12 protein-coding genes are annotated in these 13,584 nt (G+C 65.5%); 7 read left to right on the forward strand and 5 right to left on the reverse strand.

The window, feature by feature from the left end:
* Positions 1-119: 119 nt before the first annotated feature.
* The 4 genes from RT614_RS10870 (at position 120) to RT614_RS10885 (ending at position 4,572) form a co-directional block, all read left to right on the forward strand.
* Positions 120-845 (forward strand): hypothetical protein, encoded by a 726-nt coding sequence (locus RT614_RS10870; RefSeq protein WP_313622127.1) that lies wholly within the window; start codon positions 120-122, stop codon positions 843-845.
* Positions 846-858: 13 nt separating this feature from the next.
* Positions 859-2,076, forward strand: coding sequence for a threonine ammonia-lyase (locus RT614_RS10875; protein WP_313622128.1), 1,218 nt, complete (start codon positions 859-861; stop codon positions 2,074-2,076).
* Between the two features lie 557 nt (positions 2,077-2,633).
* Complete coding sequence (locus tag RT614_RS10880; protein WP_313622129.1) at positions 2,634-3,056, forward strand: tripartite tricarboxylate transporter TctB family protein; 423 nt, start codon at positions 2,634-2,636, stop codon at positions 3,054-3,056.
* Between the two features lie 10 nt (positions 3,057-3,066).
* Positions 3,067-4,572, forward strand: coding sequence for a tripartite tricarboxylate transporter permease (locus RT614_RS10885; RefSeq protein ID WP_313622130.1), 1,506 nt, complete (start codon positions 3,067-3,069; stop codon positions 4,570-4,572).
* Positions 4,573-4,629: 57 nt separating this feature from the next.
* On the opposite strand, the gene RT614_RS10890 is transcribed toward RT614_RS10885, so the two are convergent.
* The 5 genes from RT614_RS10890 to RT614_RS10910 form a co-directional block, all read right to left on the reverse strand.
* Positions 4,630-5,172: a PIN domain-containing protein gene (locus RT614_RS10890; protein WP_409558448.1), complete on the reverse strand. Its 543-nt coding sequence runs from the start codon at positions 5,170-5,172 to the stop codon at positions 4,630-4,632.
* Positions 5,173-5,360: 188 nt separating this feature from the next.
* Positions 5,361-6,050: a glutathione S-transferase family protein gene (locus tag RT614_RS10895; RefSeq protein ID WP_313622132.1), complete on the reverse strand. Its 690-nt coding sequence runs from the start codon at positions 6,048-6,050 to the stop codon at positions 5,361-5,363.
* An 81-nt stretch (positions 6,051-6,131) separates the two neighbouring features.
* Entirely contained in the window at positions 6,132-6,821 is a 690-nt protein-coding gene (locus tag RT614_RS10900) for an SOS response-associated peptidase (RefSeq protein WP_313622133.1), read from the reverse strand.
* Between the two features lie 592 nt (positions 6,822-7,413).
* Positions 7,414-8,949 carry a tetratricopeptide repeat protein gene (locus tag RT614_RS10905; RefSeq protein ID WP_313622134.1) on the reverse strand — a complete coding sequence of 512 codons (1,536 nt, stop codon included), beginning with the start codon at positions 8,947-8,949 and terminating at the stop codon, positions 7,414-7,416.
* A 29-nt stretch (positions 8,950-8,978) separates the two neighbouring features.
* Positions 8,979-10,040, reverse strand: a complete 1,062-nt coding sequence (locus RT614_RS10910; protein WP_313622135.1) for an RDD family protein — start codon at positions 10,038-10,040, stop codon at positions 8,979-8,981.
* Between the two features lie 172 nt (positions 10,041-10,212).
* On the opposite strand from RT614_RS10910, the gene RT614_RS10915 reads away from it, so the two are divergent.
* From RT614_RS10915 to RT614_RS10925, 3 genes are all read left to right on the forward strand, one after another.
* A complete protein-coding gene (locus tag RT614_RS10915; protein WP_313622136.1) occupies positions 10,213-11,136 on the forward strand; it encodes a LysR family transcriptional regulator in 924 nt (307 codons plus the stop codon).
* Positions 11,137-11,320: 184 nt separating this feature from the next.
* Positions 11,321-12,529 carry a CaiB/BaiF CoA-transferase family protein gene (locus tag RT614_RS10920; protein ID WP_313622137.1) on the forward strand — a complete coding sequence of 403 codons (1,209 nt, stop codon included), beginning with the start codon at positions 11,321-11,323 and terminating at the stop codon, positions 12,527-12,529.
* 77 nt (positions 12,530-12,606) lie between these two features.
* Positions 12,607-13,566: a tripartite tricarboxylate transporter substrate binding protein gene (locus RT614_RS10925; RefSeq protein WP_313622138.1), complete on the forward strand. Its 960-nt coding sequence runs from the start codon at positions 12,607-12,609 to the stop codon at positions 13,564-13,566.
* The last annotated feature ends 18 nt before the right edge of the window (positions 13,567-13,584 follow it).

Consider the following 13,584-nt stretch of genomic DNA (forward strand, 5'->3'; position numbering starts at 1 on the left):
GTCAGGCGGCTCCCCAGCTTGCCGGCCTTACTGTAAAGTCTTGCGCGAGAGAGGCGCCGCCCGGATGTTCGGTGCGCGCTCGAAGCACGATTCGAAGGGGGATCACGGATGAGCGACGCATGACCGCGTGGCCGATTACCGCAGCCACGACGGCGCTGCTTGCCGCGTTGCTGACCGGCTGTGTGTCCAGCCCCGGGCCCGGCCAACGAGGGCCCAAGGGCGAAGACATGACTGCCGACCAGCTCGCGCAGACGGACTTCAACCGCACCGTCACGCTGGAAGTGCGGGACAACCTGGCCAGTCTGTATTCGCTCCTGGACAAGCTGTACCGACGCAATCCGCGTGAATGGCGCAAGACCGGCGCGCCGGATCTGGTTACGGCGGTAAATCGGGTCAAACACTCCATCGAGGTCCGCGTCCCGCCCAGCGGTCTCACCGGCCTGCGCGACATCCAGATCCTGGCGGTGGCGCTGGATCCCAACTATTCGGGCGACCGCGTCGGCGCCTTCATCTATGGCATGGCCGACACCATCATCGCCGCGCACAACGGCAAGACGCGCCTCTACGCCACCGACACGCTGGACGGGCAGCGGGTCTACAATGCCGCACGGAACGTCGAGGCGGCGGCCTGGCTGCTGGCGTCGCGCCGCAACAACCAGGGCGAACCCTTGTTGCTGGCCAACGAAATATCGCCGACTGTCACGAACCTCAGTTTCGAACGCGAGTTCGGCGCCATCATCGGCCGGCTCGACCTGATCGCCAACCTGCTCGGCGAAAATTCCCGGCGCATCGGGATCAACTACGCCCAGGGCCTTTTGCTGTTCAATTTCCTGCCTGTGCGTTAACAGGATTTCCACCGTGATCGATATCGCCTCCATACAGACCGCCCGCGAGAACCTGCGCGGCCAGGTGCTGAAGACCCCGTTTACCCTGTCCAGGACGCTGTCAGACATTTTTGGCGCCGAGATCTGGCTGAAGTTCGAGAACCTGCAGTTCACCGCCTCCTTCAAGGAACGGGGCGCGCTGAACCGAATGCTCACGCTGTCGGACGAGGAACGCGCCAAGGGTGTGATCGCGGTGTCGGCGGGCAACCACGCGCAGGGGGTGGCCTACCACGCGCAACGCATGGGCGTGCCCGCCGTGATCGTGATGCCCCGCTTCACGCCCACGGTGAAGGTCGCGAACACGCGGCGCTTTGGCGCCGAGGTCGTCCTGGCGGGCGATACGTTCGACGACGCCAAGGCCCGCGGCTATGAACTGGCCCAGGAGCGCGGCCTGATCATGATTCATCCCTACGACGACGAAGCCGTGATCGCGGGGCAGGGCACCGTGGCCCTGGAAATGCTGGAGGACCAGCCGCAGCTCGACACGCTGGTCATCGCCATCGGCGGAGGCGGCCTGATCTCCGGCATTGCCACGGCCGCCAAAGCGCTGAATCCCGCCATCGAGATCGTCGGCGTGCAGACCGAACGGTTTCCGGCCATGTATGCGGCGGTCAAGGGCGTGTCCATGCCGCCGGGCCAGTACACCATCGCGGAAGGGATCGCCGTCAAATCTCCCGGCGACCTGACCCTGCCTGTCGTGCGGCGCCTGGTCGACCGCGTCGAGCTGGTCAGCGAAGCCGACATCGAGCACGCCATCGTGGTCTTGCTGGAAATCGAAAAAACCGTCGTCGAAGGTGCTGGAGCGGCCGGGCTTGCCGCAATCCTGCGCGCCAAGGAAGAAGGCAGCGAGCGCTACAAGGGCAAGCGCATCGGCCTGGTCCTGACGGGCGGCAATATCGACCCGCTGATGCTGGGCGAACTGATCGAGCGCGGCATGGTGCGGGCGGGCAGGCTGGCGCGCATCCGCGTCGATCTGCGCGACCTGCCGGGCGCGCTGGCCCATGCGACAAAGCTCATCGCCGATGCGCAGGCCAACATCACCGAGGTTCATCACCAGCGCGCGTTCACCTCTTTGCCCGTACGCAATGTCGAGGTGGATTTCGTGCTCCAGACTCGCGGCCCTGACCATATCCAGGAAGTGATCGACGTGCTGAATGCGGCGGGCTTCGCCGCCAGCAATCACGATCACTGAGTCGCCGGAGTGGCGCCGCGCGGCGCTACTTTCAATCCGCTTTCATCAAGCCGTCGGTCGGGCCGCCACGCGGCATGACCGGCTGCGTGCTTTGCGGATGGCTTCAACGCAGCGCCCCGACTGGAGCCACGCCTCCCGGCTGGCGTCTCCATCGGTGGGCTAAGGTCAGCGCGCGCGTGATCAGGAAAAATGCATCTGCATATTTCTCCTGCGGAAATCTCCGTTCGCCCTGGAACTTTCCTGGAAACCGCCAACCCTCTTTCGAATCAAGCGTTTGAAAGGGGTTATCCCCACTAGTTGTCGTCGGCACTGCGTCTGCTGCCAAGGCCCTGTCCAACCCGTGGTCTAGGGATATCCCCAGCGAGATCATGGTTCCCCCGGGTGTTATTTATGTCGTCTTGCGATATATCATCCGGCATTCAGGGCGTTTCCACGCGGGTGCGATCGGTTGCGCTGAATGAGAAATGCGCGCCAGCCCGGACCATGACCACCGGAGCGCGGAAGATTTGGGAGAAAGCAGATTGATAAGAAATAGACAGGACTTCTGGTCCGGGGTCATGTTCATCGCGTTGGGGGGAGGTTTTGCGGTGCAGGCGACCCAGTACTCCATGGGTAGCGCGGCCCGCATGGGACCCGGCTATTTCCCGTTCTGGCTCGGCATCGTGCTGGCTCTGATGGGCGCCACCGTCCTGATGAGCGCCTTGTCCCCGCGCGCCGAGACCACCACTATCAGCCGCTACGACTTCCGCATCCTGTTTCTGGTCGTGGGGTCCGTGTTCATGTATGGCTTCGCCCTGCGCTATCTCGGGCTGTACATCTCGGTATTCCTGCTGGTTCTGGTCAGCAGCTATGCCAGTCACGAATTCAACTGGAAGGTCGCCGTGGCCAACGGCCTGTTCCTGGTGGCGTTCTCCTACGTTGCCTTTATCCGTGGGTTGGGCTTGATCTTTCCGCTGTGGCCCAGCGTGCTGACCAATTAGGAGACCGGACATGGAACTGCTACACAACCTGATGCTGGGGTTTTCGGTCGCCTTTACGCCCGAGAACCTGACCTACGCATTCATCGGCTGCCTGTTGGGCACGCTCGTCGGCGTATTGCCCGGCCTTGGACCGGTGCCCACGATCGCCATGCTGCTGCCCATCACGTACGTGCTGCCTCCGACTGCCGGGCTGATCATGCTGGCCGGTATCTATTACGGCACGCAATACGGGGGGTCAACCACGGCCATCCTGGTCAACCTGCCTGGTGAAACGTCGGCGGTGGTGACCGTGCTGGACGGACACCAGATGGCGCGAAACGGCCGCGCGGGCGCCGCGTTGTCGCTGGCTGCCATCGGGTCGTTCTTCGCCGGCAGCGTCGCGACCGTGCTGATCGCCGCCTTCGCCCCGCCCCTGGCCGAAGTGGCTTTCGCCTTTGGCCCTGCCGAGTACTTCTCGCTGATGGCGCTGGGCCTGATCGGCGCAGTGGTGCTGGCGTCGGGCTCGTTGCCCAAGGCGATCTGCATGATCCTCCTGGGCCTGCTGCTGGGCATGGTGGGCACCGACGTCAATTCGGGCGTTGCCCGTTACGACTTCAGCATTCCGGAGCTGCAGGACGGCATCGACTTCGCCATCGTGGCCATGGGCGTGTTCGGCCTGTCGGAAATCATGGCCAACTTGGAACTGAAAGAGAACCGGGTGGAAATCACCGACAAGGTCGGGTCGCTCTATCCGAGCCGCGAGGAATTCCGCGAGGCCGCGCCGGCCATCTTGCGAGGCACCGCGCTGGGCTCTGCCTTGGGCATTCTGCCCGGCGGCGGATCGGTGTTGTCGGCATTTGCGTCGTACACGCTGGAAAAGAAGCTCTCCAAAGAGCCGCAGCGGTTCGGCAAGGGCCATCCTGCGGGCCTGGCGGGCCCCGAATCGGCCAACAACGCCGGCGCGCAGACCTCGTTCATTCCGTTGCTGACCCTGGGCATCCCCGGGAACGCGGTGATGGCGCTGATGGTGGGCGCAATGACCATCCACAACATCCAGCCGGGCCCCCAGGTTATGTCCAGCCACCCCGAGCTGTTCTGGGGCTTGATCGCGTCGATGTGGATCGGGAACCTGATGCTGGTGATCCTGAACCTGCCCCTGATCGGCATCTGGGTGAAGCTGCTGCGCGTGCCATATCGCATGCTTTTTCCCGCGATCCTGGTCTTCTGCACGATCGGCGTGTACTCGCTGAACTACAACGCGTTCGACATTTTCATGTTCGCCATCTTCGGCATCATCGGGTACGTCTGGAGCAAGCTGGGCTGCGAAGGCGCGCCGCTGCTGCTGGGTCTGGTGCTGGGGCCCATGATGGAAGAGAACTTCCGCCGGGCGCTGTTGCTGTCGCGCGGTGAATTCTCGACCTTCGTCACGCGGCCCCTGTCGGCCACGCTGCTGGGGCTTGCCGCGATTTTGCTGGTGCTGGTGGCAATGCCGGCGCTGCGCAAGAAGCGCGAGGAAGCCTTCGTCGAAGTCGACTGACAGGCAGGCACAGATTGGCTCTTGGCCTGGTGCGGCGCAAGCCGCCCAGGCTTCTTTTTATTGCCGGGCCACCAGGCTCTTCAGCCCGTAAAGGCGTTCGCGATGCAGCGTCGCCACAAGGGGCTCGGGCTCGCGGCCCAGCGCGACGTAGTCGGCCGGAATCTGGGCAATGGCGTCCCGCATGCGATCCGAGTTCGCCTGCCACCAATGCACGAGCATGCGGTCCGGGTTGTAGACATCCAGGCCCTGGCGACGCAGCTCCGACCGGTTGAAATCCTTCAGATTCCAGGTCAGCACCTGGACGACGGGCGTCTGGGGCAGGCCGCAACGCGCCCGGCGCGCCAGACCGGCGGCGATCACATGGAAGTCCTTGGGGTCGCTGTAGCGCAGCGACGCTTCATACACTTGCGTGTCGGATTCGATCGCGGCCGGGAACCGCGCGTTCATGTCCGTCCAGAACTCGGTCATCACTTCGGCCGGGATGTCCCAGATGCGCGATGCATTGCGCCGCCATTCCTCGCCGATTCGTTCGGTCCAGACCGGCAGGAACACGCCGGCCTCGGCCAGGCGCAGCAAGAGCCGGCGCAAGATGCCGGACATGAGGACACAGGCGTCCAGGACGATGAAGGGAGGAGAGGGTGGGGTGGAGGTCAAGATCGGAAATAACGCAGGACGGCCCGCGAGGCATGCGGAAGGGGCGGCAAGGCCATGCCGCCCGGACGGTTCAGGATGGGAAGAGGCTGAAGAATAATGGTTTTTCGATCGCCGTGTCGTGCGGACCGCAGGGCTCAGGAGATTTCCGCCCGCAGCGCCAGGCAGTGGTCGACCAGATTCTTCCGGGCCAGCAATTCGCGCTTGAGCGGCGTATCGATGTCGTAATAGTAGATGTTGGCCAGAAAGCCATACAGCCCGGCGTCCGTGCTGACGGGTAGCGGGCCGAACATGAAGCCATTGTCGCCCAGCAGGCCGGCGATCGCATCCAGGTCCGCGATGCCGCGCGCGTAAGCGTCCTCGGGGGCGTACCGGCCGATGCCCTGAAAGTGGTAACGCTGGAAATTGAACTGCCGGGCGGCTTCCAACTGCTCGGGCGTCACGTCGGGATGCGTGTCCAGCAGCGCTTTGCGAAATAACGGCCAATAGCGCTCATCACGCCATCTTGAATAGGACATCACCCAATACAGATCGTCCAGGGTGCGCCGGATCATCAGGTCCTGCATCCGTTGCGCAGGATTCAGCGCGGCGTCGATCGACAGCGCGTACTGGCGCTTCAGGTAGCCGATGATGGCGTCGCTGTCGCCGAGGGGCAGGCCGTTGTCGGTCAGGTAGGGCAGTTGTCCCCTGGGGGCGGCGCTGACGTCGATCCCATGTTCATGGTTGAACGGCAGACCGCAAAGCTTCAGGAAGGCGTAGACCTTCAGGCCGTACGGATTGTTGTCTTCCAGGCCGAAGAGTCCGGGATAGGAATGCAATGTCATCATGGCGCCGCTCCCAGGCAGCCGGATCATGCGGCCGCGTTGCACGTTGCGAAAAAATCCACGTCATCAGGGAGACGGGCCCGGTCAGAGGATGGATAGCTGGACGGACTCCGTCATGGGTGCGGCAAGCAGCATGTCGGACGGGACAGGCGTCAGGAGATCCCGTCTGTGCAGCGGGTTGGCGGTCAGCCAGTCGCCGTATGCGCCTTCGGGCAGGATGACGACCATGCGCTTCTCCTTGCCCGCCTGGTGGTAGCGGCTGAAAACCGGGTCGTTGTCGGCATTGACGGTCAGCATGGTGTAGCTTTCATGCCATTGGCCGGCCGCATCGCGATACCGGTCCCACAGTCCGGCAATGCCAAGTGGCTCCCCGTCCAGGCGGGTAAAGCGGGTGGCGACGGCGACGCCGGACGTCCAGTCGGGTTCGAAGATCGCGTCGGCAGGAATGATGCAGTGCTGGGCACGGCGCCAGGCATTGCCGAAGGTGAACGACGTGGCGGCCGTCTCGGCACGGGCATTGAAGGTGGACAGCTTGCCGGCACGATCCAGTCCGTCGGCCCGCGTCATCGCGCTGATCAGGCCCCAGCGGCCGGAAACGGCCTCGCGCTCAGGCACGGCCTCGTCGCCGGCGTCATGCTCGATGGGGCGGCGCACGAACAGACCCTCGTATCGGGGCCACATATCGTATTTGCCGAGCGCGGCCGGTTTCCGCCTGACGCCGAATTTCTTCAGCAGCAGTTCGGCATCCTTAAGCGTCTGATAGTGCGAACACATGCGCGGCTCCCGGACTTCCGAAGCGGCGGCAAGCCGCATCCTGATGTGGAAGCTTGCTCCGGGGGAGCGCATGTTGTCCAGCAATGATGGTGCCCGAGACCGGAATCGAACCGGTACGGCCGCGAGGCCGAGGGATTTTCGTACCACTTCGGCTTTCGCCGCCAGCAGGCACTGCTGTTCGTGGTCTGGAGCACGCCTTCACCATAGCCGTTCGGCCTTAGGTGCCCGCCGTCTGCTCTCTACACCTTCCCCGATCGTTCGATCGGGGCTTGGCTCGGCATTAGCGCGGAACGGGTCCAGGGCCTTCACCGAGTTTGACGGGCTACACCTTTGGAGTTTCCCCCAAAGGGCTCAAATTAGTTCAAGTCCCTTGTGTCTACCAATTTCACCACTCGGGCGATGCGCAACCCTGTCGGGCCGGCAGCGGGCGAGACTATACCACCTTGGACACAGGGAATTGCTGCGCATGGCCCCAGCGAGGGTAATCACGCAATGAACGGGACGGACGGGGGAGGAGTTCGGACCACGGCCAGAAGATGGGGGCCGGGCGGGGACCGTAACCCGCGGCGCAAGTCCTGGCGCGCCCGGGATGCTATTTGCCGCCGAACAGGCGCCGCAGGAACCCGCGAGGCGCGGCCGCGGCGGTTTCGGCCGCCAACGCGTTTTGCAGGGAAAGCGCCTGCATGTCAGCCTTGCCGTTCTGCTGGAAAGCGGCGCTGGCCTGGCGGTAGGCCAGCGCCGATTCCGCATGGCGTTTCATGTGGCCGTAGATTTCCCCACGCGAGAACATCACCCAGCCCTGATGCCTGGGGTCCAGCGCGACGAGAGCGTCGCAGGCGGACAGCGCCCTGTCGTATTGGCCGTCGGCAATCAACGCGTCAATGCGCTCGCCCTGCAAGGGCGCATCGTCGGGCCACCGCGCCAAGGCGGCGTCCGCGTCGGTTACGGCTTCGGTGCTGCGGCCCAGGCCGGTCAGCGCCTCGATGCGAACCCTTCGCCATTTCAGCCAGTCCGGGTCCAGCGAGATGGCCACTTCCGACAAGGGCAGGGCTTCGGCATATCGTTCCAGGCGATTCAGCATGTCGCCCGCATTGCCGGGCAGGAAGTCATTATTCGGATCGAGTTCGTAGCCGCGCAGGTAATAGGGTAGCGCCTCGTCCCAGCGGCGTGAGTCGCGCTTTGCGTTGCCGGCGACGAACAACAACTGCGAATCCCCGCTGGCCAGCGGATCCAGGCCCTGGAGCGCCCGCTCGGCCAAGGCCGGTTCGCCGCTGCGCACATACTCCCTGGCCTGCTCGCGGCGGCCGGCCCAACCTTCGTCCGACAGGACGTCCAGCCGCAGCCACAGCGGCGTGGCTTCATCCGCCCGGCCCAGCCGGTGCAGCGAGCGCGCCTTGCCCTCCAGCGGCCAGTCCCAGTCAGGCTCGCGGCGCAGCAACGCGGTCCATTCTTCCACCGCTTCTTCGTGGCGCTCCAGCGCCTGAAGGCAGGAGGCCCGGTTGTGCTGGACGGCATTGTCCTCGCCCAGGATCACGCGGGCGCGATCGAACATGGCGATTGCGTTGGCAAGGTCGCCCAGCCGTCGGTAATTGTTGCCTGCGTCGTACAGGAAGCCGCCATTGCCGGGGGCCAGTTCCACGGCGCGCCGGTGATGGGGCACGGCATCCTGGTACCGGCCCGCATTGTGCAGGTTCGAACCGATATAGCAGTGCGGGGCCGCGGCGCCGGGACGGATCTGCGTGGCGCGGGTCCAGCTGGCAATGGCGTCGTCCAGCCGGCGATCGTTGATCAGCAGGTAGCCCTGCGCCATCAACAGCCCGAAATGCGAAGGCGCGCGCCGCAGGGCGTCGCTCAAAATGCGCCAGGCTTCCTGCTGCTGCCCCGCGTCGTAGAGCGCCGTGGCGCGCACCCGGGTGGCCTCGCTGCAATGGGCATCCAGCGCCAGGGCGCGCTCCAGGTCCGCGTCCCGCTGGGCGTACGCCCGGCGTTTGTCGTGATAGCGGGCGCGCAACGCCCACATCACGGCCGAACCCGGCTGTTCGCGTACTCCCTGTTCGCACAAGGCGAGCATTTGCGCGTGGTCGTCGCCATCGTCGGCGCGGTGTATGGCTTCCATCAGGCTGGACATGCGGAATTCCGGAATCAAGGGTCGGCGGGCTATCGGGCGAAAGCGCCCGTTTCGTGGCGGCAGCCATAGGGGCGGTCTTCGCGGGGGATGTCGTCGCTGCCGCACTGCCAGCGGCGCACGCCGCCGCCCTTCTTCTCCGAACGGAGCTCGGGCAGGTAGGCCAGATGCCTTCCGCCCAGCGAAGGCGACTCGGCCGTGCCGGGTTCGCCGGCGATGGTGAAGCGAAGCACGCCGTTGACCGGATTCAGATCCAGCCTGCTGAAGCCGATGGCGTCCAGCGATGCCTGCGTGATGCCGAGGGCAGCGATGTCAGGCGCGAAGGTCCCGGTGCGCTGGTAGTGGCTTTCGGCAACCCGGCGGATGGGGTCGGACACGCGGTCCAGGTGCGCCACTTCGGCGCGTAGCGGGCTGTCCTCGTCCTTGTCCAGGGCGACGGCGCCGAGCACGATCCCCGCCAGGACCAGGGCCAGCACGCCGAAGACCGTGATCAGGAATTTCCCGGCGCCCGTAACGGCGGGCGCCGTGGCCACTGCCGCGTTCACCTTCCGGGGATCGGCCTGGCTGGACACCACATGCGTTCCGGCAAGCGAATTGTGCACGGCGCGCTCGCCAAAGATGGTCTGCTGAAGGTGGTGGAAGATGCCGGGCAGGGCGACGTTCAGTGTGTACTTCAGAGTGTGCCGCCAGAAGGAGCGGAGCAGGCCCGGCGCGCTGCCCTGCCGAGTGACCACCCGCAGTTTCAACAGCCGCTTTCCCGGCGATCCATTCCCCCACGCGTCCATGAAAGCGGGCAACAGCCAGCCCAGCAGCCCGGCCGCAAGCAGCAGCACGGTGGGCCTATGATCACCCGTCAGGCCTTGGTAGGTGTAGGAAGCGGCCAGGCAGAGCACAACTATCGCCCCCACCATGAAGCTCGCGTCGATCGCGGTCGCGCCAAGCCGGGCCCAGAAGCTGGCGAAGACGCGCGTGTCGCGTGCGGCGGCCGGCGCAGGAGAACCCGCAGCAGAAGGGGCCAGCGACAAGGGCGCGTTGCAGTTGAAGCAGACCTTATGAGCGGCGGGGTTTTGCCAGTTGCAGCGGGCGCATTGCATGAAGGGGTGGATGCGGATATTGGGGCCGGGTCGGCGGAATTGTGGATCATACGCGCCTTGGGCGTCGGAAAAATGGCGATCAGACGGGGATTTGGCGCCCGGGGGGCTCGTACGAGTCGTGCGGGAAAACCCCCATCCCTGCCAAGATGAACTAGGAACGACACTTTGCGCCATGAAGCCGATCCCGACCGCCTCGCCCACCCGCGATATCGACCCCGTTTCCCTGCGTCTTTTCCTGGCCGCGCTGGAGGAGGGCAGTCTCGCGCGCGCCGCCGCGCGCGAGAACATCGTGCCCTCGGCCGTCAGCAAGCGCATGTCGGAAATGGAGGACGCCTTTGGCGTGCCGCTGCTGGAGCGGGGCGTGAAGGGCGTGCAGCCGACGCCAGCCGGCGACGCGCTGGCCGCCCATGTGCGCCGCGTGCTGCAAGACATGGATCGCATGCATCGCGACATGGCAGGATTTGCGACCGGCGTGCGCGGACACATCCGGCTGGCGGTCAGCTTCGCGGCTTTGTCGGGGGACCTGCCGGCGCAGATCCAGTCGTTCCGTCGGGCCTATCCGCAGATCGACATCTCGCTGGAAGAGGACACGACCCAGGCGGCGTTTCGCGCGGTGTTGGAAGGCCAGGCAGACGTGGCCGCGGGGTCCGATTTCGGCCATGACGGCCTGCAGGTGTTTCCCTGCGGCCACTGCGAGCTGGCGGCCGTGGTGCCGGGCCAGCACCTGCTGGCCGACCGCGAGACGCTGGACTACGCGCAACTGCTGCCGTTCGAGCAGATCGAGCTGAATCGCGACAACGGCATCAGCAGCGTCTTCGAGCAGTCGGCGCGGGAAGCGGGTGTGACGCGACGCATCAGCGCCCGCGTCAGCTCTCACGAGACCATCTGCCTGCTGGTGGCGCGCGGCATGGGCGTGGCCGTGGTGCCGCACTACCTGAAGGCGCGCCTGGCGCACCTGGACATCCGCTTCATTGCATTGCGCGGGCCCTGGTCCAGCACGCCGTTGTGCATCGCGGTGCGGGATCTGCACGCGCTGTCGCCCGCCGCCCGCGCGCTGCTGGCCCATCTTGGCGTGCTGCCTGCGGCCCCGGCCTGATGGCGGGACGCGGGCGTCAGGGCTAACCCGGACGTTCCGAAACGAGAATGCCCCCGTGCTGAAAGACCGCTACCCGCGGTCCGCGCATGCCCGCGATGATGCATGCATGCCGACGGCGGCAGACTCGATTTTTACCCCTCGCCGTCGCGCACCCGTTGAACAGGCAGGCAAGAGGAAATCGTTGATGACAGCAGCACCGGCTTCACCTTTCATGGACAGCACCGAACTGCCCTTGCGCGGCATCAAGGTCCTGGAACTGTCCCACATGATCATGGGGCCGGCCGCCGGCCTGTCGCTGGCGGACCTGGGGGCGGACGTGATCAAGGTCGAACCCATCGATGGCGATCGCACGCGCCGCCTGAAAGGGTCTGGCAGCGGCTACTTTCCCGTCTTCAATCGCAACAAGCAGAGCCTGGCCATCGATCTCAAATCCCCCGAGGGGCAGGAGGTCGTGCGCAAACTGGCGCTGCGGGCCGACATGGTGGTGGAGAACTTCCGCGACGGCAGCCTGCGCCAGTATGGACTGGACTACGAGTCGCTGTCGGCCGAGAACCCGAGGCTGATCTACGTCTCGCTCAAGGGCTTCCTGTCCGGGCCTTACAAGCATCGCACCGCGCTGGACGAAGTGGTGCAGATGATGGGCGGGCTGGCCTATATCAACGGCGGGGCAGACACGCCGCAGCGGGTGGCGGCATCCGTCAACGACATCCTGGGCGGCACGTTCGGGGTGGTGGGCGCGCTGGCCGCGCTGCACGACCGGCATGCGACCGGCCGGGGACGCCACGTGCGGTCGGGGCTGTTTGAAAACAACCTGTTGCTGGTCGCGCAGTTCATCGCGCAGTACCAGCTGACGGGAACGGCGCCCAAGCCCATGGGCGCGGAGCGCAAGCCGCCATGGGGCGTGTACGACGTCTTCGAGACCGCCGACGGCCGCGTGTTCGTCGCCGTGGTGGGCGACGCGCAATGGCGCAATTTCGCGCAGAAATTCCTGCCGCCCGAATGGGCCGCCGATCCTCGCCTGGCCACGGCCGTCGACCGCGAGGCGGCGCGTTCCTGGCTGGTGCCCGGCGTGGCCGAGATCCTGAAGACCTGGAAGACCGATGAATTGTGCGCCGCGCTGGAGGACGCCAACCTGTCCTATGGCCCGATCCGCCAGCCGCACGACCTGCTGGAGGATGCGCACCTGAACGCGGGCGGCGCATTGCTTGCTACCCGCCTGCCGGACGGCGGAGAAATAGCGGCCGCCGCGCTGCCCATCGAGTTCGATGGCCGTAAGGCGGGCAAGCGGTTCGATCCCCCGGCGCAAGGCGCGCATACACAGGCCATCCTGCAGGACCTGGGCCTGGATGCCGAACGCATCGACGCCTTGCGCACCGCGGGAGTCATTGCATGAAGACCAGGCGCTAGCGCCTGATCCCTGTCGAGGCGGCGCCAGACCGCCAAGACGTCCATCAAAGAGGAGACAACCCGATGATCCGCAAACTCGTTGCGCTGGCCGCACTGGCCGTCGCATGCGCCGCTCATGCGCAGGACTATCCCAGCAAGCCCATCCGCATCATCATCCCGTCCACGCCGGGCGGCGGCACCGATTACATCGGCCGGCTGATGAGCACCAAGCTGCACGAATTGAACGGCTGGGCGGTCGTGCCCGAAAACAAGCCCGGCGCCGGCACGGCGCTGGGGCTGGCCGAGGCAGCGCGTTCGCCCGCCCAGGGCTATGACCTGGTGATCGGCCAGTCCGACAACGTCACGTTGATTCCGCTCTTGATGAAAGTGGCTTACGACCCGGTCAAGGACCTGGCGCCCGTGGCGCTCGTGGCCACCACGCCGATGGTGCTGCTGGTGGCCGAGCAATCGCCCTATAAGACGCTGCCGGAAGTGATCGAAGCGGCCAAGAAAGAGCCCAACAAGATCTCATACGGCACTTCCGGCACCGGGGGCGGCGTGCACATCGCCATGGAGATGCTGCAGCACGAAGCCGGCTTCAAGATGCAGCACGTGCCCTACAAGGGCTCGGCGCCGGCCCTGGCGGACCTGATGGGCGGCCACCTGCAGTTCGCGGGCTCGTCGATCTCGTCGGCCGCAACCCTCATCAAATCCGGCAAGGTGCGCGCGCTGGCCGTGACGTCGCCAAAGCGCAATCCGGCGCTGCCCGATGTGCCCACGGTGGCGGAGCTGGGATACAAGGATTTCAGCGTGGTGACCTACTACGGTGTGCTGGCGCCAGCCAAGACGCCGCCCGCCATCGTCTCGCGCCTGAACACGGACTTCAATAAGTTGCTGGCGCGCAAGGACGTGCAGGAGGCGCTGGCGTCGCAGGGGCTGGAGACCGATCCGGTGTCCAGCGAGCAATTTGCGGCGCTGATCCAGTCGGACATCGGCAAGGCGCGCCAGACCATCAAGAGCGCCGGCATCGTCATCCAGCAATAGGCGCGCAAGGATTACAGG

This window comes from Achromobacter sp., assembly GCF_032102605.1.
Classification (GTDB): domain Bacteria; phylum Pseudomonadota; class Gammaproteobacteria; order Burkholderiales; family Burkholderiaceae_B; genus Achromobacter.